Origin of the sequence: Oryzobacter telluris, assembly GCF_043099285.1 — a bacterium.
Classification (GTDB): domain Bacteria; phylum Actinomycetota; class Actinomycetes; order Actinomycetales; family Dermatophilaceae; genus Oryzobacter; species Oryzobacter telluris.
Map to the genome: position 1 here is coordinate 745,999 of NZ_CP170723.1, position 21,539 is coordinate 767,537.

At 72.2% G+C, this 21,539-nt stretch carries 19 protein-coding genes; 15 read left to right on the forward strand and 4 right to left on the reverse strand.

From position 1 onward, the window contains the following. Window positions 1–19: 19 nt before the first annotated feature. The 4 genes from ACFLFB_RS03345 to ACFLFB_RS03360 form a co-directional block, all read right to left on the reverse strand. Window positions 20–853, reverse strand: coding sequence for an SGNH/GDSL hydrolase family protein (locus ACFLFB_RS03345; protein WP_392544287.1), 834 nt, complete (start codon window positions 851–853; stop codon window positions 20–22). A 29-nt stretch (window positions 854–882) separates the two neighbouring features. After that, the gene (locus ACFLFB_RS03350) at window positions 883–1,674 is read right to left on the reverse strand and encodes an alpha/beta fold hydrolase (RefSeq protein ID WP_392544288.1); all 792 of its coding nucleotides are present in this window, start codon (window positions 1,672–1,674) and stop codon (window positions 883–885) included. A 128-nt stretch (window positions 1,675–1,802) separates the two neighbouring features. After that, window positions 1,803–3,221 (reverse strand): NAD-dependent succinate-semialdehyde dehydrogenase, encoded by a 1,419-nt coding sequence (locus ACFLFB_RS03355; protein WP_392544289.1) that lies wholly within the window; start codon window positions 3,219–3,221, stop codon window positions 1,803–1,805. Window positions 3,222–3,256: 35 nt separating this feature from the next. Continuing rightward, window positions 3,257–4,324, reverse strand: coding sequence for an SDR family oxidoreductase (locus tag ACFLFB_RS03360; protein ID WP_392544290.1), 1,068 nt, complete (start codon window positions 4,322–4,324; stop codon window positions 3,257–3,259). A gap of 251 nt (window positions 4,325–4,575) precedes the next feature. Here ACFLFB_RS03360 and ACFLFB_RS03365 point away from each other — a divergent pair, with 251 nt between their 5' ends. From ACFLFB_RS03365 to ACFLFB_RS03435, 15 genes are all read left to right on the forward strand, one after another. Next, window positions 4,576–5,277: a helix-turn-helix domain-containing protein gene (locus ACFLFB_RS03365; protein WP_392544291.1), complete on the forward strand. Its 702-nt coding sequence runs from the start codon at window positions 4,576–4,578 to the stop codon at window positions 5,275–5,277. A gap of 108 nt (window positions 5,278–5,385) precedes the next feature. Further along, a complete protein-coding gene (locus ACFLFB_RS03370) occupies window positions 5,386–6,366 on the forward strand; it encodes a zinc-binding dehydrogenase (protein ID WP_392544292.1) in 981 nt (326 codons plus the stop codon). 22 nt (window positions 6,367–6,388) lie between these two features. After that, complete coding sequence (locus ACFLFB_RS03375) at window positions 6,389–7,441, forward strand: zinc-binding dehydrogenase (protein ID WP_392544293.1); 1,053 nt, start codon at window positions 6,389–6,391, stop codon at window positions 7,439–7,441. After that, window positions 7,434–8,321: an NAD(P)-dependent oxidoreductase gene (locus ACFLFB_RS03380; RefSeq protein ID WP_392544294.1), complete on the forward strand. Its 888-nt coding sequence runs from the start codon at window positions 7,434–7,436 to the stop codon at window positions 8,319–8,321. The genes ACFLFB_RS03375 and ACFLFB_RS03380 overlap by 8 nt, the downstream gene beginning before the upstream one ends. A gap of 185 nt (window positions 8,322–8,506) precedes the next feature. Then, the gene (locus ACFLFB_RS03385; RefSeq protein ID WP_392544295.1) at window positions 8,507–9,523 is read left to right on the forward strand and encodes an ABC transporter permease; all 1,017 of its coding nucleotides are present in this window, start codon (window positions 8,507–8,509) and stop codon (window positions 9,521–9,523) included. Between the two features lie 67 nt (window positions 9,524–9,590). Then, window positions 9,591–10,712 carry a substrate-binding domain-containing protein gene (locus ACFLFB_RS03390; protein ID WP_392544296.1) on the forward strand — a complete coding sequence of 374 codons (1,122 nt, stop codon included), beginning with the start codon at window positions 9,591–9,593 and terminating at the stop codon, window positions 10,710–10,712. An 84-nt stretch (window positions 10,713–10,796) separates the two neighbouring features. After that, window positions 10,797–13,295 carry an ATP-binding cassette domain-containing protein gene (locus ACFLFB_RS03395; protein WP_392544297.1) on the forward strand — a complete coding sequence of 833 codons (2,499 nt, stop codon included), beginning with the start codon at window positions 10,797–10,799 and terminating at the stop codon, window positions 13,293–13,295. 75 nt (window positions 13,296–13,370) lie between these two features. Continuing rightward, window positions 13,371–14,450, forward strand: coding sequence for a 2,3-butanediol dehydrogenase (locus tag ACFLFB_RS03400; RefSeq protein WP_392544298.1), 1,080 nt, complete (start codon window positions 13,371–13,373; stop codon window positions 14,448–14,450). Beyond that, window positions 14,447–15,073 (forward strand): VOC family protein, encoded by a 627-nt coding sequence (locus ACFLFB_RS03405; RefSeq protein WP_392544299.1) that lies wholly within the window; start codon window positions 14,447–14,449, stop codon window positions 15,071–15,073. Before ACFLFB_RS03400 ends, ACFLFB_RS03405 begins: the two co-directional genes overlap by 4 nt. Next, the gene (locus tag ACFLFB_RS03410; RefSeq protein WP_392544300.1) at window positions 15,073–16,446 is read left to right on the forward strand and encodes a M24 family metallopeptidase; all 1,374 of its coding nucleotides are present in this window, start codon (window positions 15,073–15,075) and stop codon (window positions 16,444–16,446) included. The genes ACFLFB_RS03405 and ACFLFB_RS03410 overlap by 1 nt, the downstream gene beginning before the upstream one ends. Then, a complete protein-coding gene (locus ACFLFB_RS03415; protein WP_392544301.1) occupies window positions 16,443–17,507 on the forward strand; it encodes a thiamine pyrophosphate-dependent dehydrogenase E1 component subunit alpha in 1,065 nt (354 codons plus the stop codon). The genes ACFLFB_RS03410 and ACFLFB_RS03415 overlap by 4 nt, the downstream gene beginning before the upstream one ends. Further along, the gene (locus ACFLFB_RS03420) at window positions 17,495–18,472 is read left to right on the forward strand and encodes an alpha-ketoacid dehydrogenase subunit beta (RefSeq protein ID WP_392544302.1); all 978 of its coding nucleotides are present in this window, start codon (window positions 17,495–17,497) and stop codon (window positions 18,470–18,472) included. Before ACFLFB_RS03415 ends, ACFLFB_RS03420 begins: the two co-directional genes overlap by 13 nt. Continuing rightward, window positions 18,469–19,254, forward strand: a complete 786-nt coding sequence (locus ACFLFB_RS03425) for an E3 binding domain-containing protein (protein WP_392544303.1) — start codon at window positions 18,469–18,471, stop codon at window positions 19,252–19,254. The genes ACFLFB_RS03420 and ACFLFB_RS03425 overlap by 4 nt, the downstream gene beginning before the upstream one ends. Further along, the gene (gene eboE / locus ACFLFB_RS03430) at window positions 19,251–20,471 is read left to right on the forward strand and encodes a metabolite traffic protein EboE (RefSeq protein WP_392544304.1); all 1,221 of its coding nucleotides are present in this window, start codon (window positions 19,251–19,253) and stop codon (window positions 20,469–20,471) included. The genes ACFLFB_RS03425 and eboE overlap by 4 nt, the downstream gene beginning before the upstream one ends. Beyond that, window positions 20,468–21,508: an alpha-hydroxy acid oxidase gene (locus ACFLFB_RS03435; RefSeq protein WP_392544305.1), complete on the forward strand. Its 1,041-nt coding sequence runs from the start codon at window positions 20,468–20,470 to the stop codon at window positions 21,506–21,508. The genes eboE and ACFLFB_RS03435 overlap by 4 nt, the downstream gene beginning before the upstream one ends. The last annotated feature ends 31 nt before the right edge of the window (window positions 21,509–21,539 follow it).

A 21,539-nucleotide genomic window follows, 5' to 3' on the forward strand; every position in this document is an offset into this window, starting at 1 on the left:
CGGCGTGACCCGCACTTCCTCAGCGAAGTGGCGCGTAGCCCCGCTCGGTGAGGAGTCGCGCGATGAGGTCGTTCCCCTTCTGCGAGGGGTGCGTGTAGTCGGCTGCGACGAGGTCACCCGAGGCCGTCGACCCGTCGGCGCCGTTGAACGCGTGGTAGAGGTCGATGCAGTCGAACCCGTGCTGCGTCGCCGACGCGCAGAGCATGGTGTTCCAGGCGTCGTGGACCACGGTGGTGCGCTGTTCCTGGTCCGCGGTCAGGTGGGCCTGCTCCCACCCGATCCAGTCGTTGTACTTGTTCACCGTCAGCAGGATGGTGGGCCGCCCGGACCGCCAGCCCGCGACGGTGGCGTAGAGCTCGTCGTAGACGGGGCGGAACTCCGCGGCCCCGGCGTCCGCGCACGCCGCGTCGACCTTCGACCAGTCCTCGAGGGTGGAGGCCGCCTCGTCGAAGCCCGACCCGCAGGGAGCCTCGCTGCTGAGGGGCGAGCTGTTGTGGGCGATGGCCACGATGATGGCGTCCGCCCCGCTCAGCTCGGTGCGCAGCGACGGCAGGCTCTTCATCAGGCCGGGGAGCGTGAGTCCGGTGTGCTCCGAGCGGTTCTTCGCGTCGACCACGCGGCCGGTGGCCTTCCCGAGGGCCTCCGCGTACCGGGTGACGAAGCCCCGGCAGCCGGGGCAGTCCTGCTGGCTGTTGTAGGGGATGGAGTCCCCGATGACCACCAGCGACAAGGGGGCCGCGGAGGGCGTGGCGGTCGTGGGGGCCGTGGTCGCCGGGCTGCCGCCTGGCGACGAGCACGCCGTGATGAGCAGGAGTGCCGTGCCGAGCGCCGCGAGCCGTGCCGTCTGCGCCATCGCGTGCCTCCCCGTCCGAGGTCCCCTGTCTACTCCCGCGGAGCAGCGCCTGTCGACCGGCTTCTGCGGTGGGTCCCGGGGTCCGACGTCCACGTCTCCCGGAGCAGGGTGTTGAAGGGGGCCCCGGTGAACTGGACCCCGTGGCCGCCTCCGCGGATGACGGCCCGGTCGGCGTCCAGGAGGTCGGCGAGCACGTCGCAGACGGCATCGAACATCTCGCTGTGGCCACCGGACACCACCACGACCGGGAAGCGGGTGGCGGCGAGCTCGGCGACAGGTGTCGGGACCTCCCAGGGAATGGCTCCGGTGAACTGGGCCACCGCCGCCCGGCGCATGTCCTCGGGCATCGGCTCCGGGATCTGGGCGACCTCGGCCGGGTCCGCGCCGAAGAACACGAGGAAGTCCCGCAGGAAGCGCTCCGCGTCTGGGGACGCGGCGCGGACGGCCTCGTACCCCGCGACGAACTCGTCGGCGTCGGCTCGTCCGCGCACCAGGTCGAGCGCAGGGGGCTCCACGAGGACCAGGCTCCGGACCGATGCAGGACGTCGGGCGGCGGCCAGCATCGCGGCCATCGCGCCCATCGAGTACCCGACGAGGTGCGCGCCGTCACCGAGCAGGTCGCTGATGGTCTCGGCGTCAGCCACGGGGTCGTCGGGCCGGTCGGGGCCGTCCGTGCCGTAGCCCTGGCGGTCGGGGACGAGCAGCTCGAACTCCCCGGCCAGCTCCTGCTGCGCCTGCCAGGTCTCCCGGCCGGCGGTGACCGCACCGTGGACCAGCACCGCCCGTGGTCTCGCGTCGGTCGAGGACGGACCTGCAGTCATCGGGCACCCCCTGCGCTGGTTCCCGGAAGGCCTCGGTCGTCGGACTCACCGAGGAGTCCGCAGGTCAGGGAACCGGCCCATCGTCGAGCACCCGGCGGGCTCTTGTCGAGGACCTCGCGGCGACGACCTCAGAGGTCGACCGCGAGGTACTGCACCTCGAGGAACTCGTGGACGCCGGCGAAGCCGCCCTCACGTCCGAGCCCGGACTCCTTCATCCCGCCGAACGGGGCGGCCGGGTCCGAGGCGACGCCGCGGTTCACCGCGACCATCCCCGACTCCAGTCGCCGCCCGACCGACAGCCCGGCGCCGGCGTCGGGCGCGTACACGTACGAGATCAGCCCGTACTCGGTGTCGTTGGCCATCCGCACGGCGTCGTCGGTGTCCTCGAACGTCACGACTGGCGCCACCGGACCGAACACCTCGGTGCGGGTCAGGAGCGACCCGTGCTCGACGTCGCGGACCACGACGGGGGCGAGGAAGGCGCCCCCGGGCGGTGCCTCGCCGAGCCGGGTGGGGCGGGCGCCCGCAGCCTCGGCGTCGGCGACGAGCTGCACGACCTTGTCGCGCTCGCGCACGCTGACCATGGCCCCGAGCTCGGTGGCCGGGTCGATGCCGGGGCCGATCCGCAACGCGGCCAGGGCGCGCTCGAACCTGTCGGTGAACGGATCGGCCAGCGAGGCGTGCACGTAGAAGCGGTTGGCCGCGGTGCACGCCGCTCCGCCGTTGCGCATCTTGGCCACCATGGCCCCCGAGACGGCGGCGTCGACGTCGGCCCCCTCGAGCACGACGAACGGCGCGTTCCCCCCGAGCTCCATCGAGGAGCGGAGCACGCGATCGGCGGTCTGCTTGAGCAGCACCTTCCCGACGTCGGTGGACCCGGTGAACGACAGCGTCATCACCCTCGGGTCGGCGAGGACCGCTGCGGACACCGCCCCCGACCGGCTCGTGGTGATGACGTTGACCACCCCGCGCGGTGCCCCGGCCCGGGTCATCACCTCGCCGATCCACAGGGCGGTGAGCGGCGTCTCCGACGCGGGCTTGAGCACGACGGTGCAGCCCGCGGCCAACGCCGGGCCGATCTTGCGCGTCGCCATCGCCGCCGGGAAGTTCCACGGCGTGATGCAGTACGCGACCCCGATGGGCCGGTGGTCGGTGACGATGACCTTGTCGCCCGACGGCGAGGGCCGGAAGCCGCCCTCGACGCGTGCGGCCTCCTCGCTGAACCACCGGAAGAACTCGGCCGCGTACGTGGTCTCGGCCAGGGCGTCGCGGTAGGCCTTGCCGTTCTCCAGGCTGATGAGGCGGGCGCACTGGTCGGCCTCGGCCGTCATGATCTCGAACGCCCGGCGCAGCACCTCGGCCCGCTGCCGCGCCGGCGTCGCGGACCACGCCGGGAAGGCGTCGTGGGCGGCGGCGACCGCGGCCAGCCCTTCGTCGGTGCCGGCGTCGCTCACCTCGGCGATGACCGACAGGTCGGAGGGGTCGACGACCGGGAACGGGTCGCCGGCCGTGAGCCACTCGCCGCCGATGAGGAGGCGGGTGGGCATGGGCAGGGTGGTGCTCGTGGCCCGCGTCGTCGGCGTCACAGCGACGGGATGATCCGGCGGGACCGCAGGGTGTCGAACAGGTCGAGGAAGGACTGCGCCGAGTCCTGGTACTCCAGGAAGCCGAGCGCGCGGCTCTTGCCCATGTCGGCGAAGGTCTCGACCGTCCGACCGAGGTCGGCGTCCGTGTGCCACCAGGAGGCGAGCTCCGTGGCGCGGTGGGGCGCCAGCCCGTGGCGCTCCACGAGGGTGCCCCACACCTCGTCGGCGTGGTCCATCCGCCCCTCGAGCGGCTGCGGCTCACCGGGGTACTCGGCGGCCTCCACCCCGAGACCTTCGGCGACCCGGCCCCACAGCTGGCGCCACCGGAAGACCTCGCCGTTGACGGTGTTGAACGCCTGGTTGCGGGCGGCGGGCTCGGTGGCCGACCAGGCCACGTGCCGCCCGAGCAGCCGGGCGTCGGTGAGGTCGGTGACGCCGTTCCACTGCTGGGGGCTCCCGGGGAAGACGAACGGGGCGCCGGTCTCGCGGCAGATGCTGCCGTACACGGCGAGCGTGACGCCCATGTTCATCGCGTTCCCGAGCGCGTAGCCGATCATCGTGTGGGGGCGGTGCACCGACCACGTGAAGCCCTGCGCGCGCGCTGCGTCGACGAGGACGTCCTCCTGCTCGTAGTAGAAGTTGTCGAAGGGCAGGCGTTCCTGGCTCTCCCGGAACGGCGTCTCGGCCGGTGCCTTCGCGTAGGCCTCGAACGGGCCGAGGTAGTGCTTGAGCCCGGTCACGAGGACGGCGTGCTGCAGCTGGGTGGTGCGGCCGAGGGCCTTCAGGGTGTTGTCGAGCATGGCCCCGTTGACCCGGATGTTCTCGGCCTCCGTCGCCTGCCGTTGCCACGTCGTGAACACCAGGTCCGTGATGGCCCGGCCGCGCACCGCGCGCTCCACGGACTCCGCGTCGAGGACGTCGGCGTGCACGTGCTCGACCCCCGGCATCGGGTCCTTCACCGAGCGCGAGAGCCCGACGACCTCGAAACCCTTGTCCAGCAGGGCCTGTGCGGCGTTGCCGCCACCGATTCCGGTGACTCCGACAACGAGGGCGGTGCGGTCCATGGGCTCTCCTCCGGACGATGGGGGACGGGGCGTGGCGACGCGCCCGTCGTGCAGGTGGCGTCTCGACGCCCTGATGGTGTCCTGATCTGGACAGAGCGTCAAGTGACGATTAACGTTGGGGACAGTTCCCGTCCCGCGACGACCGTCGCCCGTCACCCGGTGGAGGCCCGATGCCCGCGAGTCGCCGGGGTGCTGATGTCCGAGCCGGTAGCGTCGACGGCAGCACAGGACCGCACGGGGGAGATGACGCAGTGGCCGACCACGTCGGGAACCTCGGTGGGCGGCTGCGCGACGTCCGCCTCACCACCGGGATGTCCCTGCGTGAGGTGGCTCGCCAGCTCGGGGTGTCCCCCTCCTTCGTCTCCCAGCTCGAGAACGGCAAGTCGCAGCCCTCGGTCGCGACCCTCTACTCGATGGCCCAGCTCCTCAACGTCTCCATCGACGACCTGTTCGCGGTGGAGGCGCCGACCGGGGCCCACGACCACCCGGAGTGGAGCTCGCCGAACGGTGACGCTGCCCCGGAATCCCACTCCCACAACGGTTCCGGCCCCGTGAGCCGGTCAGAGCTCGCGTTCCCCGTGGCGGGCGCGCCGGGCGAGGGCGGGCCCGACCGCATCTCGGTGACCAGGCCCGGGACGCGGTCGCGCCTCGAGATGGACACGGGGGTCGTGTGGGAACGGCTGGCCACCAACACGGGCAGTGACCTGGACTTCATCGAGATCGTCTACCCCCCGCACAGCAACTCCACGAACGACGGACGGATGCTGCAGCACGCGGGCTCCGAGTTCGGGTACCTGCTCGAGGGCGAGCTCGAGGTGACCGTGGGGTTCGAGGTCGTGACCCTGCGCGCGGGGGAGGCGATCGGGTTCGAGTCCTCCCAGCCGCACCTGTTCCGCAACCTGCGGTCCGAGCCGGCCCGTGGCGTCTGGTTCGTGCAGCACCCGCGGCCCTGACCCGTCCACCCCCTTGACAGTCCGCGGACGAAGCGTTCACTCTTACTGAACTCTCTTCCCGTTGTCAGCCTCAGCGGTGAACACCGCTCCAGCCCTGTCGAGGACATCATGCGCGCGCTGCAGTTCATGGGACCCCACCGTGTCGAGGTCAACGAGATCGACCGTCCGGCGCTCGCCCCGGACGACGTCCTCGTGGCGAGCCGGAGCGTCGGGATCTGCCACTCGGACCTCGAGCTGCTGGCCGGCCGCTACATCATCCCCTTCGAGTTCCCCGTGATCCCCGGGCACGAGTGGGCGGGTGAGGTGGTCGCCGTCGGCCGCGACGTCCGGGCCTGGGGCGTCGGCGACCGGGTCGTGGGGGAGTGCGTCATCGGCGAGGAGCACTTCGGCTTCAGCATCAGCGGTGCCGCGGCGGACCTCTTCGTGGCCAAGGAGTCGTGGCTGCACCGCCTGCCGGACAACCTCACCTGGACCCAGGGCGCCCTCGTCGAGCCGTTCAGCTGCGGGTACTACGCCACCCTGCGGGCCGACAACGTCGACGCCAGCGACACCGTCCTCGTCCTCGGGGCCGGACCCATCGGGCTGGGGGTCGTCGCCGCGTCCGTGGGCCGTGGGGCCCGGGTCGTGGTGGCCGAACCGACCGCTGCCCGTGGGGAGCTCGCGCGCCGACTCGGTGCCGACGTCGTGGTCGACCCGCTGGCAGACTCCTTCGCGGACGAGGTGGCCGAGCTCACCGAGGGCCAGGGGGCGTCAGTCGTCATCGAGGCGAGCGGCAAGCCCGCGGCGATGGCGACCGCGCTGGAGGTGGCCGCCTTCCGCGCCCGCATCGTCTACATCGGCATCGACGTCGGCGGGTCCGCGCCCGCGCGCCTCGGGCTCTTCCAGTCCAAGGAGCTGCAGGCGCGCGGCATCATCGGCTCGCCGGGGGTCTGGCCCCAGACGCTGCGCTTCCTGTCGCGCAGCGGGGTCGACCTCAGCCCGCTCGTCACCGCGAGCTACGACCTGGGTGAGGCCGACCGGGCCATCGGCGCGGTGCTCGACGACCGCTCGCAGGTCAAGGTCCACGTCACGTCCTCCGCCGGGCTCTGACGGACCCGGGAGGATCGCGGACATGCGCGCCGGAGTGCTGCACGGGCCCCTCGACCTGCGGGTCGAGGAGTGGCCGGACCCCCGCCCCGCGGCGGGGGAGGTCGTCATCGAGGTCGCCCTGAACGGGCTGTGCGGCACCGACGCCACCGAGTACGCCAAGGGCCCGATGATGGTGCCCCTGCACGCCAGGCACCCCGGGAGCGGCCACCTCGGCCCGACGGTCCTGGGCCACGAGTTCGTCGGGACCGTCGTCGACGCCGCCGCGGACTCGACGGCGTGGGTCGGCACCCGGGTCGCCTGCGGCGCGGGGGTGTCGTGCGGGACGTGCCGGTGGTGCCGGAGCGGGCGGACCAACCTGTGCGCCGGGTACTACACGCTCGGGCTGTCCACGCACGGCGGCCTCGCCGAGCTCGTCGTGGCCCCCACCAGCACGCTCGTGCCGATCCCGGACGGCTGCCCCGACACCGAGGCGGCCCTCGCCCAGCCCCTGGCCGTCGGGCTGCACGCCGTGGACCGGGCGGGCATCGTCGACGGTGACGACGTCGTCGTCCTCGGAGCAGGGGCCATCGGGTCGTTCATCCTCGCCGGGTTGAGGGGGCACCGCGGCACCATCACGGTCGTCGACGTCGATGCCCGTCGCCTCGAGGTGGCCAGGGAGCTGGGCGCCACCGCGACCGTCGTCGTCGAGCGCACGACCACGGCCGAGGGGCTGCGCGACCTCGTGGGCTCGCCACCGCACGTCGTCATCGAGAGCTCCGGCGCCCCGGGGGCCGCGGCCACGTCGCTCACCCTGGCCGCGAGGGGAGGGCGGGTCCTGCTCGTCGGCCTGGTCAAGGCACCCCAGGAGCTGGCCCTGGCCGACCCGGTGCTGCGTGAGGTCGACATCGCGACGACGGTCGCCCACGTCTGCGCCACCGACCTCCCCCGCGCCCTCGAGCTGCTGACCACCGACCCCCTGGCGGGCGTCATCGGCACCTCCCACGTCGCCCTCGACGACGTCGTCGGCCACGGGTTCGACCCGCTGGTCGCGGGGACGGCCGGGGGCAAGATCCTCGTGGACCCCCGCCGTGGCTGAGGTCGCGCTCCTCGGCACCGGCCGCATGGGTGCCGCGATGGCCGGTCGGCTGGCGGACGCCGGTCACCGGGTCCGGGTGTGGAACCGCACGACCTCCTCCGCGCAGGACCTCGTGGAGTCCAAGGACGGCGCAGGGCTGGTGCTCGCGGCGTCCGTCGCCGAGGCCGTCGGGGGAGCGGACGCCGTGCTCACCGTCCTGGCCGACGGCAGGGTCACCTCCGCCGTGCTCCTCGACGAGGCCGTGCGTGCGGCCCTGCCCCCCGAGTGCCTCGTCATCGACCTCGGCACGAGCGGTGTCGAGGCCGCGACGAGCCTGGGCGCCGAGCTGCGGCGGTCCGGGGTGCGCTTCGTCGACGCCCCGGTCTCCGGCAGCGTGCCGGCCGTGCTCGCCGGCACCCTGCTCGTCATGGCGTCCGGGACGGCCGACGACGTCACGGCCGCGGTCCCTGTCCTGCAGGCGTTCGCCGCCGAGGTCCTGCACGTCGGCGAGGTCGGCGCCGGCCAGGCGATGAAGCTCGCGGTCAACCTCGTGGTCCACGACCTCAACGCCGCCCTCGCCGAGGCCCTCGACCTCGCCGAGAGGTCGGGCATCGACCGCGCCGACGCCTACGGCGTGCTGGAGAAGAGTGTCGTGGGCGCACCCTTCGTCCGCTACAAGCGCCCGGCCTTCCTCGACGCCTCCACACCCACGGCGATGAGCTTGGCGCTGGTGGCCAAGGACCTCGGCCTCATCACCGCCCACGCCCGCCGGCTGGGTGGTCGGCTGCCCGTCACGGAGCAGACCCGCGACCGGGTCCAGCAGGTCGTGGACGCCGGGTGGGGCGAGCGGGACATGGCCGACCTGAGCCGCTTCCCGCTCGACGAGAACCCCTCTGTCTGAAGCGGATTCGATCCTCGATCACCTGGTCGGCGGTGTCGTCCGGAGGGCAAGGTTCGACACCTGAGAGGCACAGGCGTGAACCTCTTGTTAACGACTTGCGTCATATGTACAGTCACACCTAACAGTGATGGACGCGCCCCGGGTGCGCCTCACACCGCACGAACCTCAGCGTCGAGGAGTTGGCCATGGATTCGATCACCGAGACGAGCGTCGTCCGCCGACGTCGCCCGCTGCCGGTCTCGCGGGGCCTCGTCACGGTGGTCCTCGCCCTGCTCCTCCTCGTGGTCGTCGGACTCGTGTTCGCGCCGAGCAGCGTCAGCTCCGGCGCCGTCCAGGGGATGCTCCCGTTCGCTGCCGTGCTCGCCGTCATCGCGCTCGGCCAGACCCTCGTGGTCATGCAGGGAGGCATCGACCTCTCCGTTCCCGGCTCCGTCTCCCTGACCATCGTCCTGGTCACGCACCAGGCCTACGGCGACGACTCCAAGGTCCTCCCCGTCGCACTCCTCGCCCTCGGCGTGGCCGTCCTCACCGGCCTCGGCAACGGCTTCCTCATCGGGCGCCTCGGCCTCAACCCGATCGTCGCGACCCTCGGCACCAACGCCCTGCTGTACGCCGCGGTGCTCGCGGTCTCCGGCGGAACCCCCCGCGAGACCACCGCCCTGCTCGCCCGCCTCGCCGGGGGCAGCACGCTCGGCGTCCCCCACGCCGTGCTCGTCGCCGTCCTCGCCACGGTGGTGACCACCGTGCTGGTGAAGAAGACCGCCGCCGGTCGCCGGTTCGAGGCCGTGGGCGCCAACGGCCTCGCGGCCTGGGCCGCCGGCCTGCGGGTCGAGGGCTTCCGGGCCGGCGGGTACGTCTTCGCCCAGGTCCTCTACTGGCTCGGCGCGCTGCTGCTCGCCGGCATCCTCAACAAGCCGACGGCCTACCAGGGGGACGGCTACCTCCTCGCCTCCGTGGCGGCCGTCGTCCTCGGCGGCACCTCACTGCTCGGAGGCCGCGGCAACCTCGTGGCCACCGCGCTCGCCGCGCTCTTCCTCATCCAGCTCGACCAGTTCGTGCTGGCCCTCGGTGTCGACTACGCCGGCAAGACGCTGGTCCAGTCGGCCGCGTTCGCCATCGGCGTGGCGCTCTACACCATCAACTGGTCGCGGCTGCGACGCAGGGTCGCCGCCCGGCGGCCCGACGTCACCGTGGCGACCTGACAGGTCCCACCCCACCCCACCCCCGCATCACCCAGCTGGCTCGTCACCCCCAGAAAGGTCGATCCGCATGTCCCGATCCACCACCGCCGCGCGCCTCGTGGCGCTGTCGAGCGTCGCCGCCCTGGCCCTCAGTGCCTGCGGCTCCTCCGACGACACCGGCGACTCCACCACCGCAGCCACAGGCGGCAGCACCGCTGCCGCGGCCGACGCCCCGCCCTGGTGCGGTCCCAAGAAGATCACCCTCGGCCTCACCGACGGCTTCGGCGGCAACAGCTGGCGGCTCGTCACCACGGCCGCGGCCAAGGACGAGATCGCCAAGTGCCCGAGCGTCACCGACTTCACCTACGCCGACGGGCAGGGTGACACCCAGAAGGCCATCTCCGACATCCAGGGCCTGGTGGCCAAGGGCGTCGACGCCCTCGTCGTCTTCCCGGACGCCGGCAACGCGATGCTCCCGGCGCTGCAGAGCGCCAAGCAGGCCGGTGTGGTCACGGTGCCCTACAGGGTCAACCCCGGTGGCACCGACGGCAAGGACTACGACGTGTGGGTCGGCGCCGACTTCGTCACCGACGGCAAGAACTGGGCGCAGTGGCTGCTGAAGAACCTGCCGGACGGCGGCAACATCCTCTTCCTCTCCGGACCGGCCGGCAACAGCCAGGGCACCGACGAGCTCAAGGGCATGAAGGAGGTCCTGGACCCCAGCGGGAAGTACACCTTCATCGGCGCCTCGCCCTTCGAGGTCACCAACTGGGACCCGGCCAAGACCCAGCAGGTGCTCAGCGCGGCGATCGCCAAGAACCCCAAGATCGACGCCATCGTCTCCGACTTCGGACCCTCGCTCGTCGGCGCGCTCCCCGAGTTCCAGAAGAGCGGACGCTCCATCCCCGCGCTGGCGACCTCGGACGGCAACGTCCTGTCGTGCTTCTTCGAGGAGAACAAGGCCAAGAACCCCGACTTCAAGCTCACCACGGTCGCGACCGGGAACGACAACGCCCGCCTCGCCGTGCAGTGGGCCGTCGCCCTCGCGACCGGGGGCACGCCGCCCTCGTCGAAGCAGTTCCAGGCCCCCATCTTCGAGGACTCGGTCGGAGGGAAGCCGAGCCAGGTGACCTGCGAGAAGGACCTTCCCGGCGACATCTACCTGTCCGCGCAGATGGACGGCGACGCCCAGGCGGCCCTGCTCAAGTAACAGCTCGTGGGCCGGTCGGTGCGAGCTGCACCAACGCCCCGGCCGGCCCACGGACCCACCCAGGAGAGGACAGAGGGGATGCACGTGATCGAGGACAGCACCACCCTCGTCGGTGAGCCGGCGATGGTTCTTCGCGGCATCAGCAAGAACTACGACGGCGTCGCGGCGCTGACCGACGTCTCCCTCGAGATCCGTCCCGGTGAGGTCCACGCCCTGCTCGGCGAGAACGGTGCCGGCAAGTCGACCCTCATGGGCGTCGCGTCCGGTGCGGTGAGCCCCGACACGGGCACCATCACCGGGAACGGCACCCCTATCGACCGGCTCACCCCCGCCCTCGCCACCCACCTCGGCATCGCCATCGTGCACCAGCACCCAGCGGTCCTGCCGGACATGACCGTCGCCGAGAACATCACCGTGGCCGTGCCCGCAGAGGCCCTCGGGCCGGCATCCGGCCGTGCCGAGGTCATGCGCCGGATGCTCGACGACGTCGGGTCGAACGTGCACCTCGGCGACCGCGTCGGCCAGCTCAGCGTCGCCCAGCGCCACCTGCTCGAGCTCGCCAAGGCGCTCGCCGTCAGCCCCTCCCTCCTCATCCTCGACGAGCCGACGGCGCCCCTGGGCCCCGACTCCGTCCACATGCTCTTCGAGCGCGTCCGGCGCGCCGCGGCATCGGGGACGGCCGTCGTCTACATCACCCACCGCCTGGCCGAGGTCAGGGAGCTCGCCGACCGGGTGACCGTCCTGCGCGACGGCCGGGTCCGCGGCGTCGCCCTCGTCGACGACATCACCGACGACGAGCTGCTGGCGATGATCGTCGGTCGCCAGCTCGAGTCGACCTTCCCGCCGAAGCCGGACCACGCGCCGGACCTCGCCGACGTCCTCGTCGTCGACGGCCTCAGCTGCTCCGGCTTCTCCGACGTGTCGTTCACGGCCCGCAGCGGGGAGATCATCGGCGTCTCCGGGATCGTCGGGAACGGCCAGAGCGACCTGCTCCGGGCGCTCGCGGGCCTCGAGTCGTTCACCGGGTCGGTCACCCTCGCCGGCACCGAGCGGTCGCCCCGGGAGCTGCGCAAGCGCTCGGCGTACCTTCCCGCCGACCGCCACCGCGACGGCCTGATGATGACGCTGTCGGTCCGCGAGAACGCCGCGCTGTCGGCCCTGGGCCGCTTCCGCTCCCGCCTGCTGCTCAACCGCGGGCGCGAGGAGGCGGCGGTCTCGGCCGAGCTGTCGTCGCTGGAGGTCAAGATGGCCTCGCCGGAGATCGTCGTGTCGGCCCTCTCCGGTGGCAACCAGCAGAAGGTCGTCCTGGCCAGGGCGCTGCTGTCGCAGCCGGAGATCGTCGTCGCCGACGAACCCACCCAGGGAGTCGACGTCGGCGCCCGTGCCGAGATCTACCGGATCCTGCGCGAGGTGTCCGCCTCGGGGGTGCCCGTGGTGGTGGCGTCCTCGGACGCCAAGGAGCTCGAGGGGCTGTGCGACCGGGTGGTCGTGATGTCACGCGGCTCCCTCGTCGAGACGGTGTCGGGTGAGGACGTCACCGAGGAGCGGCTCATCAACGCGGCCGTGCGGGCCACCGGCCACAAGACCGCCGCGACCCCCGCGCCCTCCGCCGGCAGGGCCGGCTCCACCCGGCTGGGACGCTTCCTCAACGGCGACTACGCCCCCGTGCTCGTCCTCGCCCTGGTGATGCTCGCCCTGGGCGCCTACGTCTTCTCGCAGAACGACCGCTACCTCGCCCCCTTCAACATCACGTCCGTCATGACCTCCTGTGCCGCACTGGGATTCATCGCCCTCGGGCAGACCATCGTCCTGATGACCGGCGGGATCGACCTGTCCGTCGGACCGCTGGCCGGCTTCCTCGTGGTCGTCGGATCCTTCTTCCTCACCGAGGACAAGTCCGGACCCGTGATGGTCCTGGGCCTGCTCGTCATGCTGGCCGCGGCCGCGGGCACCGGTGCCGTCAACGGCTCACTGATCCGGTACGCCAAGTTCACCCCCGTGGCGGCCACCCTCGCGGCGTACATCGGCATCCAGGGCCTCAGCTTCCTGCTGCGCGACGCCCCCGGAGGCAACATCGCGGTCGCCGTGACGGGGCTGATCAAGACGGCGGTCGGCCCGGTCCCGGTCGTGTTCCTCCTGCTCGTCGCGACGGCCGTCGCCATGGAGTACGTGCTGCGCCGTCGGGGCGTGGGCCTGCGCCTGCGCGCCGTCGGCTCCGACGAGGACGCGGCCCGCCGGGTCGGCGTCGGCGTGGACCGCACGGTGGTGCTCGGCTACGTCGCCGCCTCGTGCTTCGTCTTCCTCGGCTCGGTCGTGCTCCTGGCCCAGCTCGGCATCGGCGACCCGTCCCAGGGGACCGGGTACACGCTGAGCAGCATCACGGCCGTGGTGCTCGGCGGCACCAGCCTGCTCGGCGGACGGGGGACCTTCGTGGGGTCCCTCCTCGGCGCCGGCCTCATCGTCCAGGTCTTCAACGCGATGGTCTTCCTCGACCTCACCCAGGCCTGGCAGTACTTCTTCCAGGGGGGCCTCATCGTGGCCGCCGCCGTCATCTACAGCCAGGTGCGCCGCACGCGCACCTAGACGCCGGGTCGCCTGCTCGACCCACGCCCTCCCACCCGACGAGCCCAGCCACAGAACCGAATCGAGGAGACCCCGGTGCGTGCAGCCCGCTTCCACGGCAAGTCCGACATCCGCGTCGAGGACGTCGACGTCCCCCAGCTCAAGGCCTCCGACGAGGTGCTCGTCGAGGTGCTGTGGTGCGGCATCTGCGGGACCGACCTCCACGAGTACGTCATGGGACCGATCGTCACGCCGACGACCCCCCACCCGCTCACCGGCGTGACCCTTCCCCAGACCCTCGGCCACGAGTTCTCGGCACGGGTCGTCGAGATCGGGTCCGTCGTCACGGACGTGGCCGTGGGCGACCGGGTCAGCATCATGCCGGCCATCGTGTGCGGGCGGTGCACCTTCTGCCGGCAGGGACTCGGGCACCTCTGCGTCCGCTTCGCCTGTACTGGCCTGTCCGCCGAGACCGGGGGCCTCGCGCAGTACGCGGTGCTCAAGGAGTACCAGGTGTCGACGATCCCCGACGAGGTGTCCGACATCGAGGGCGCGGTCGTCGAGCCCGCGAGCGTCGCGGCGTACGGCATCGACCGGGTGGGGATCCGCGGCGGCGACATCGTGCTCGTCACCGGTGCCGGGCCGATCGGCATCCTCTCGGCCCTGTACGCCGACGCCCTGGGCGCCTCGACCGTCATTATCGCCGAGCCCAACCCCAACCGGGCGGCGCTGGCCACCAGCCTGGACATCGGCCCGGTCCTCGACCCCACGGGGGAGGGCTTCGCCGCCGCCGTCGCCGAGCTGACCCGGGGTGCCGGCGTCGACGTCGTCGCCGAGTGCTCGGGGAGCACTCCCGGGCTGACCACCGCCATGGACAGCGTGCGCACCCGTGGGTCGATCGTGCAGACCGGCCTGCACACCAAGCCCGCCACGATCGACGCGATGCGGCTGTCGGAGAAGGACATCAGCTACATCGGCAGCTGGTGCTACCTCATCACCGACTGGCCGAGGATCATCCGTCTCATCGCCTCCGGCAAGTACCCCGTCGCCAAGGCCGTCACGGCACGGATCGGCCTGGAGGACGTCGTCCCCCAAGGGTTCGACGTGCTGGTCAACCCCACCGGAGACCAGCTCAAGGTCCTCGTCTCGCCGACCAGCACGACCGTCTCCCCGTGAGCGCCCTCAGTGGCGGTGTCGCCCTGCAGGCCGTGCACCACGTCGGGCTCGTCGTGCGCGACCTCGACCGGTCGATCCACTTCTACCACGACGTCCTCGGCCTGCCCTTCGCCAACGAGCCGACCCCGTGGTTCGACGGGCCCGAGCTCGAGAAGGGGGTCGGTGTCCCCGGGGCGCGGCTGCGGCAGGTCTGCTTCTGGGCCGGGGAGCACACGATGATGGAGCTGATCGAGTACGGCAACCGCCCCGAAACGAGCACGCACCCGGTCCCGAACAACCACCTCGGGGCGGCGCACGTGTGCTTCCGGGTCGCCGACGTCCGGGCCACCAGGGCCGAGCTCGAGCGCCAGGGTGTGACCTTCTACTCCGACGTCAACGTCGTCGACTCGGGTCCGCTGGCCGGATGGCGCTGGGTCTACTTCAGCGATCCCGACGGCCTGGCCCTCGAGCTCGTCGAGATCGCGTACTACCTGGAGGACGGGCGCCGGCTCGCCGCCGACGCCTACCTGCGCACCCGTCCCGACCTGGCGACCGTCGAGGCGCGCCTCGCGGCCTCCGTGGTGTCCACGTCGCCCGACCCGACCGGCTCGCACCGCTCGGACGCCTACCCCGAGGAGCTGTGATGGTGTTCCCCACCTACGGAACGACCGCGGTCGACTGGGAGAGCCGGCTCGACCTCGGCCGGCTGCGGGGCGAGCGGCTCGACCGCCTGAAGGCCGAGCTCGAGCGGTCCGACCTCGGCGCGCTGCTGACCTTCGACTTCCACAACATCCGGTACATGACCTCGACCCACATCGGGACCTGGGCGATGGACAAGATGATCCGGTTCGCGCTCCTTCCCCGTGGGGGCGACCCCGTCCTCTGGGACTTCGGCTCCGCGGCCAAGCACCACCAGCTGCAGTCCGAGTGGCTCGACCTCCCGCACGCGGCGGCGGGAAGGGGCGAGCACTACGGCGCCCGGGCCGGCATCTCGACCCTGCGCGGCGCCATCTCCCCCGGCGCCGGCCGCGCCGCCGACGTCGCCGCGAAGGTGGCCGAGGTGATGTGCGACTTCGGCCTCGAGGGCCAGAGCATCGGCGTCGACGTCATCGAACCGCCGGTGATGTTCGCCCTGGCGGAGGCCGGTTTCCCGGTCGTGGACGGCCAGCAGGTCTTCCTCGAGGCGCGGCGGCTGAAGACCAGGGACGAGATCGGCCTGCTCACCCAGGCGGCCTCGATGGTCGACGCGGCCTACGAGCAGCTGTACGACTTCCTGCGCCCGGGCGTCCGCGAGAACGAGTGCGTCGGCCTGGTGAGCAAGGTGCTCTACGACCTGGGCTCCGAGCACGTCGAGGGGGTCAACGCCATCTCGGGAGAACGGTGTTCGCCGCATCCGCACGTGTTCACCGACCGGCTCATCCGACCCGGTGACCCCGCCTTCTTCGACATCCTGCACAGCTTCATGGGCTACCGGACGTGCTACTACCGCACCTTCGCGGTGGGCAGCGCGTCACGGGCCCAGCGCGACGCCTACACGATCTGTCGCGACCTCATGGACCGGGCGATCGACGTCATCAAGCCCGGGGCCACGACCGCGGACGTCGTCGCGCTGTGGCCGCGGGCCCAGGAGTTCGGCTTCCCCGACGAGGAAGCGGCCTTCGCCCTCCAGTACGGCCACGGCATCGGCCTGTCGATCTGGGAGCGCCCGATCTTCAGCCGGCTCACCTCGTTCGACAGCCCGGAGACGCTCGAGGAGGGGATGGTCTTCGCCCTCGAGACCTACTGGCCGGCGGCCGACGGCTGGGGGGCCGCCCGCATCGAGGAGGAGATCGTCGTGACCGCGACCGGGTGCCAGGTCATCACCAAGTTCCCGGCGGAGGAGCTCCTCGTCGCCGGCAAGCGCTACTTCACGACCGGCGGTCACCTCCCGACGATGCGCGACAGCCAGTCCCACCTCAACACCGTCCGGCTGCCCGAGGGCGCCCTCAGCACCAGCACGACGGGGGTCCTGGCATGAGGAGCCCCCTGTCGGACCACCGCTACGGCGAGCACGGCGTCGTCCTCCCCCCGGAGCGCCGGGACCGCAACGACGGCGCCGACGTCGACCCGGCCACCCGGCTGCGGCTCTACCGCTCCATGCGCGAGATGCGGTTGTTCGAGAAGCGCGCCTACGACCTGTTCATGAAACAGCTGGTCAAGGGCACCAGCCACCTGTCCCTCGGCATGGAGGCCATCGCCGCCGGCTTCGGTGTCGCGATGCGCGAGGACGACTACACCTTCGCCACGTACCGCGGCCACGCGCACACCCTGGCCCGCGGCGTGCCCATGACCCCCGTGCTGGCCGAGCTGCTCGGTCGCGCCAACGGCCTCATGGGGGGCAAGGGCGGCTCCATGCACCTCACCAGCGTGGAGCACGGGATGATGGGGTCGTACGCCATCATCGGCGCGCACCTGACGATCGCGAACGGCGCCGCCTGGTCGGCCCAGTACCGCGGGTCCGGGCAGGTGACGGTCTGCTTCTTCGGCGACGGCACCACGAACATCGGGGCCTTCCACGAGGCGCTGAACTACGCCGCGGTCTACCAGCTGCCGGTCGTGTTCGTCTGCGAGAACAACCTCTACATGGAGTACACGTCCATCAGCGACATCACGGCGGTGCCCCACCCCGCGGCCGACCGCGCCGCGGCCTACGGGCTCGACGCCGTCGTCATCGACGGGAACGACGCCGACGAGGTCCACCTCACGGCCGCCCGGGCCATCGAGCGGGCCCGGTCCGGCGGCGGGCCCTCCCTCATCGAGGCGCTGACCTACCGCCACGGCGGCCACTCGCGCGCCGACCCCGGCAAGTACCGGCCGGGGGAGGAGGTCGAGGCGTGGAAGGCCTACGACCCGCTGACCATCTACCGGGAGCGCCTCGTGCGCCTCGGGGTGGCGGAGGGCGACCTCGACGCCATCGACGCCGAGGCGCTGGCCCTGGTCGACACGGCCACCGAGGAGGCCGTCGCGGGGGACCTCCCCGCGCCGGAGAGCGCGTTCACGGACGTCTGGGCTGATGGAGGCTGGTCATGGCGCAACTGAGCTACCGCGACGCCGTCGCGCGCGGGATCGCCCAGGAGATGCGCCGCGACGATCGCGTCGTCCTCGTGGGCGAGGACGTCGCCGGGGCCGGCGGCGTGTTCAAGACGACCGTCGGTCTGCTCGAGGAGTTCGGGCCCCAGCGGGTCATCGACACCCCGATCTCCGAGCAGGCGATCCTCGGGGCGGCGATGGGGGCCGCCATGACCGGGCTGCGCCCGGTGGCGGAGATCATGTTCTCCGACTTCTTCGCCGTCTGCTGGGACATCGTCGTCAACCAGATCGCCAAGACCCGGTACATGACCGGGGGACAGGTCACCCTGCCGCTCGTCATCAAGACCGGTAACGGGGGAGGGCTGCGCTTCGGCGCCCAGCACTCCCAGTCGATCGAGAACTGGGCGATGGCCGTGCCGGGCATCAAGGTGGTCACGCCGGCGACCCCGGAGGACGTCGTGGGGCTCATGGCCGCCGCGATCCGCGACGACGACCCGGTCATCTTCTGCGAGCACAAGGGCCTGTACTCGATGAAGGGCGAGGCGCCGGACGGCGAGATCGTCGACACCCTGGGGACCGCGAAGGTGCGGCGCGCCGGTCGGGACGCGACGATCCTCTCCCTCGGGATGATGATGCCGCGCGCGCTCGCCGCTGCCGAGGACCTCGCCACCCGCGGCATCGACGCCGAGGTCATCGACGTGCGGTCGCTCATGCCGCTGGACACCCGGACGATCCTCGCCTCGGTGGCGAAGACGGGCCGCCTGTTCACCGTGGAGGAGAACCCGCAGGTGCTGGGGTGGGGCGCGGAGATCGCCGCGATCGTCGCCGACGAAGGCTTCTGGGACCTCGACGGACCGGTCCAGCGGATCACGACCCCGCACATCCCGTTGCCGTCGGCCGACTCCCTCGAGGACCTCGTCATGCCGTCGGCGGAGAGCGTGGCCGCCACGGTGGAGAAGGCGCTGCAGTCGTGACCGTCGCCCACCGGCACACGCACTCACCGCGGGTGCGTCGCCTGGCGCGCGACCACGGTGTCGTCCTCGGGGGGATGGCCGGCTCCGGGCCGCGGGGTCGGGTCACCCCCGGCGACGTGCTCGACGCGGCGGGCCGAGTGGAGCCGGCTGGCCGAATCCGCTCCGCCGCAACGGTTCCCGTCGCTCCCGAGCCGGTCACGGGTGGCAGCTCGGGCGTTGCGGCACCGGTCGCCCGGGCGGGCGTCACCACCGCCGTCGTGGAGGTCGACGTCACGCGCCTGCCTGCGACACCGCACGAGCTCCTCGCGGCCATCATCGAGGCGGCCCTGACCGCACTGCGGCAGGCGGCACCGCACCCTGAGCCGGGGGTGGGGGTCGACGTCGTCGTCCACGCGGATGACGGCCCGGTCACGGTCCCCGACGCGCACCTGCTCACGAGGGCGGCCCTGCGGAACGCGCTGGCGTCCCCTCCCGGTCCCTCCCGACCGGCCGGAGCCGGCCCCCGCGGTGCCGCTCCGGAGGCGCTGATGTTGGCGGTCCACGACGCCGGCGCCTGCGGGCTCCTCGTCGAGACACCACCCCTCGCCGCTGGTGAGCTCGCGGCGCTGTCGGTCGGGGCCGTCGTCGACCGGGTCGTCGTGGTCGACGCCGACGGAGGGCGCGGGTTCGGCGTCCGGTCTCTCGTCCAGGTGGCCCTGGCGTACGACGAGCGGCTCCCGAGGGCCGCCGCCGTGCAGGTCCTCGCGGCCGTGCGCACGAGGCTCGAGGGGGGCGGGTCGTGAACCCCACCGCCCCGGGTGGCCACCTCGCGTACTCCACGCTCGTGCACCCGGGGGACACGTGGGTGGAGATGCGCGACAGCCTGATGACGTTCGCCCCGGCGGTGAAGCAGCGGGTGTCGCCGTCCTCGCCCTACGCCGTCTCGCTCCGGCTGTCCGGTGCATCGGCGCAGTCCCTGACCGACGACGCCGGCGAGCGCGCGGCCCTGCGGGCCTGGCTCGACGAGCACGACATGTACGTCTACACGGTGAACGCCTTTCCCCATGGCCCTTTCAAGGGACGCACGGTGATGGAGGACGTGTACGAGCCCGACTGGGCGACCGAGGACCGGGTGCGCTACACCTGCCAGGTCGCCGACGTCCTCGCGGAGATCGCACCGGACCGCGTGTCCCCGTCGATCCAGAGCTCGCCGCTGGCGTTCCGGCCCAAGGTGACGTCGCCCGAGGACCGGGCCCTGTTGACCGAGAACGTCCTTCGCGTCGTCGCGCACCTCGTCGACCTCGAGCGTCGCACGGGACGGCGGGTGACCCTTGCCCTGGAGCCGGAGCCCGCCTGCTTTCTCGAGACGACAGCCGAGACGATCGAGTGGTTCCAGCAGGACGTCTGGTCGGCGACCGGGACCGCGACGCTCGCCCGCCTGACGGGGCTGCCCGCCAGCGAGGTCCACGGCCTGGTGCGCCGCCACCTGGGGATCGTCTTCGACATCTGCCACCAGTCGGTGCAGTTCGAGGACATCGCCGCCTCCCTGACGTCGCTGCTCGCCGCGGGGGTGCCGGTGTTCAAGCTCCAGGCCGCCGCGGCCCTGCGCGTGCCGACCGTGACCCCGGAGGCGGTGGCCGCCCTCGCGACCTTCACCGACACGATCTACCTCAGCCAGACCACGGAGCTCCGTGACGGACGGCTCACCCGCTTCCTGCACCTGAAGGACGCGATCGCGGCGTGGGAGGCCGACCCGTCCCCGGACGAGCGCGAGTGGCGCACCCACTTCCACGTCCCCGTCTTCCTCGACGACCTCGACGGGCTGAGCACCACCCAGGCCGGCATCCGGGCAGCCCTGGGCGTGCACGCACGGACACCGGTCTCGGACCACCTGGAGATCGAGACCTACACCTGGGACGTGCTGCCGGGGCACCTCAAGAACGGGGACGTCGTCGACTACGTCGCGCGTGAGCTCGAGTGGCTCCGTGACGAGCTGGTCGCCGCCACACTGGCGCGATGACCGACCACGACCTGCTGCGCGCGCGGGCCCGGGACCTGCTGCCGGCGGACGTCTTCGCGTACTTCGCCTCCGGGTCGGGGGCCGAGGTGACGCTGCGCGGGCAGGTCAGTGCGTGGGACGCGGCCCTCCTGCGCCCCCGCGTCCTCCGGGACGTGTCGGCGACCTCCGCCGCCACGGCGGTCCTCTCGAACCCGCTGGACCTCCCCGTGCTCGTCGCACCGGTGGCGGCGCAGGGCCTGGTCCACCCCGACGGTGAGGTGGCCGTGGCCCGGGCCGCGAAGGAGTCCGGCAGCCTCATGGTCCTGTCGATGCGCTCGAGCACGCGCCTGGAGGACGTGGCCGCCGTCGGCCCGTTCTGGCAGCAGGTCTACGTGCTGCGCGACCGTGGCGTCTCCGACGAGGTGGCGCTGCGGGCCGCCGCGGCCGGTGCCACCGCCCTGGTGGTCACCGTGGACACGCCCTACGTGGCCCGCAAGCGGGCCGGGCTCCCGGCGTCGATGCCCCCGCGGGGCGTCATCGAGGCACTCGACCGGCGGGACGGCGCGGACGCGCGGCTGCAGCAGGCGCCCGACCTCGCGCCCCACGACCTCGAGCGCCTGGCCGACATCACCGGTCTCCCGGTGGTCGCCAAGGGCGTGCTCACCGCGACCGCTGCCCGGGACTGCGTGGCCGCTGGTGCCGCCGCCGTCGTGGTCTCCACGCACGGCGGGCGTCAGCTGGACGGCGTCGTTCCCACGCCGATGGCCCTGTCGGAGGTCGTCGAGGCGGTCGCGGACCGGGTGGAGGTCTACGTCGACGGAGGGGTGCGGACCGGTACGCACGTGCTCAAGGCCCTCGCGCTCGGCGCCTCCGCCGCCCTCGTGGGGCGTCCCGTCGTCTGGGCGCTGGCGACCGGGGGAGCCGAGGGGGTCCGTGGGCTGCTCGACGAACTCGCGCTCGGGACCCGCGAGGCGCTCGCGCTCGCGGGCTGCAGGTCGTGCGAGGACGTGAGCCCCGACGTCGTTCAGCTCGTGCCGCGCTCGTCGCCCGGTTCCTGAGCCGGAAGGGCCTCGAGGTCGGCCCTCACGG

Bases quoted from the DNA above. Each gene is read 5' to 3' on its own strand.
- ACFLFB_RS03350 (WP_392544288.1), bottom strand. From the start codon at position 1,674: ATGACTGCAGGTCCGTCCTCGACCGACGCGAGACCACGGGCGGTGCTG.
- ACFLFB_RS03355 (WP_392544289.1), bottom strand. From the start codon at position 3,221: ATGCCCACCCGCCTCCTCATCGGCGGCGAGTGGCTCACGGCCGGCGAC.
- ACFLFB_RS03420 (WP_392544302.1), top strand. From the start codon at position 17,495: ATGGCGCAACTGAGCTACCGCGACGCCGTCGCGCGCGGGATCGCCCAG.
- ACFLFB_RS03385 (WP_392544295.1), top strand. From the start codon at position 8,507: ATGGATTCGATCACCGAGACGAGCGTCGTCCGCCGACGTCGCCCGCTG.
- ACFLFB_RS03410 (WP_392544300.1), top strand. From the start codon at position 15,073: ATGGTGTTCCCCACCTACGGAACGACCGCGGTCGACTGGGAGAGCCGG.
- ACFLFB_RS03360 (WP_392544290.1), bottom strand. From the start codon at position 4,324: ATGGACCGCACCGCCCTCGTTGTCGGAGTCACCGGAATCGGTGGCGGC.
- ACFLFB_RS03435 (WP_392544305.1), top strand. From the start codon at position 20,468: ATGACCGACCACGACCTGCTGCGCGCGCGGGCCCGGGACCTGCTGCCG.
- ACFLFB_RS03390 (WP_392544296.1), top strand. From the start codon at position 9,591: ATGTCCCGATCCACCACCGCCGCGCGCCTCGTGGCGCTGTCGAGCGTC.
- ACFLFB_RS03415 (WP_392544301.1), top strand. From the start codon at position 16,443: ATGAGGAGCCCCCTGTCGGACCACCGCTACGGCGAGCACGGCGTCGTC.
- ACFLFB_RS03345 (WP_392544287.1), bottom strand. From the start codon at position 853: ATGGCGCAGACGGCACGGCTCGCGGCGCTCGGCACGGCACTCCTGCTC.
- ACFLFB_RS03375 (WP_392544293.1), top strand. From the start codon at position 6,389: ATGCGCGCCGGAGTGCTGCACGGGCCCCTCGACCTGCGGGTCGAGGAG.
- ACFLFB_RS03370 (WP_392544292.1), top strand. From the start codon at position 5,386: ATGCGCGCGCTGCAGTTCATGGGACCCCACCGTGTCGAGGTCAACGAG.